Source organism: Pseudomonas sp. R62, from assembly GCF_000257605.1.
In the GTDB taxonomy this organism is placed as follows: domain Bacteria; phylum Pseudomonadota; class Gammaproteobacteria; order Pseudomonadales; family Pseudomonadaceae; genus Aquipseudomonas; species Aquipseudomonas atacamensis.
Map to the genome: position 1 here is coordinate 1 of NZ_AHZM01000974.1, position 558 is coordinate 558.

The 558-nt window shown below is 62.9% G+C and carries 1 pseudogene; it reads right to left on the minus strand.

Features of this window, described 5'->3' with window-relative positions:
* Positions 1–558: pseudogene (locus tag OQK_RS01415) on the minus strand (amino acid ABC transporter permease); the annotation flags it as partial.

Sequence of the window (558 nt, forward strand, 5' to 3'; positions counted from 1 at the left end):
GCCGGCATGTTCGAGCGCCGCCCCAACGCGAGCATGATGCCCAGCGGCAAGGCGCCGGCGATGCCGACAGTGGCGATTACCAGGGTCAGCATCAGGCCGCCCCATTGGCTGGTCGCCACATTGGTCAGGCCGAAAATCCCGCCGTGCAGCAGGAAGAACGCGATGATCGGGTACAGCACCAGGAAACCCAGGCCGTAGACCGCCTTGCGCTGGAAACGCGAGATAAACAACGGCGCCACACCGACGATGGCCAGCCACACGGTCAGGTCCACGCGCCAGCGCAGGTCGCCGGGGTAGTAGCCGTACATGAACTGCCCGAAGCGCTGTTGGATAAACACCCAGCAGGCGCCCTCTTTGGTGCAATCGGCACGCGTGGTGCCAACCCAGTTGGCGTCGATGATCGCCCAGCTCAGGATTGGCGGCACCACCAGGTAGATCAGGTAGAACGCCAGCAGCGTCAGCAGGGTGTTGAGCCAGCTGGAAAACAGGTTGGCGCGCATCCATGCCATCGGCCCGAACACTTTGTTCGGCGGCGGCATATCCGGTTTGAAAGTATGT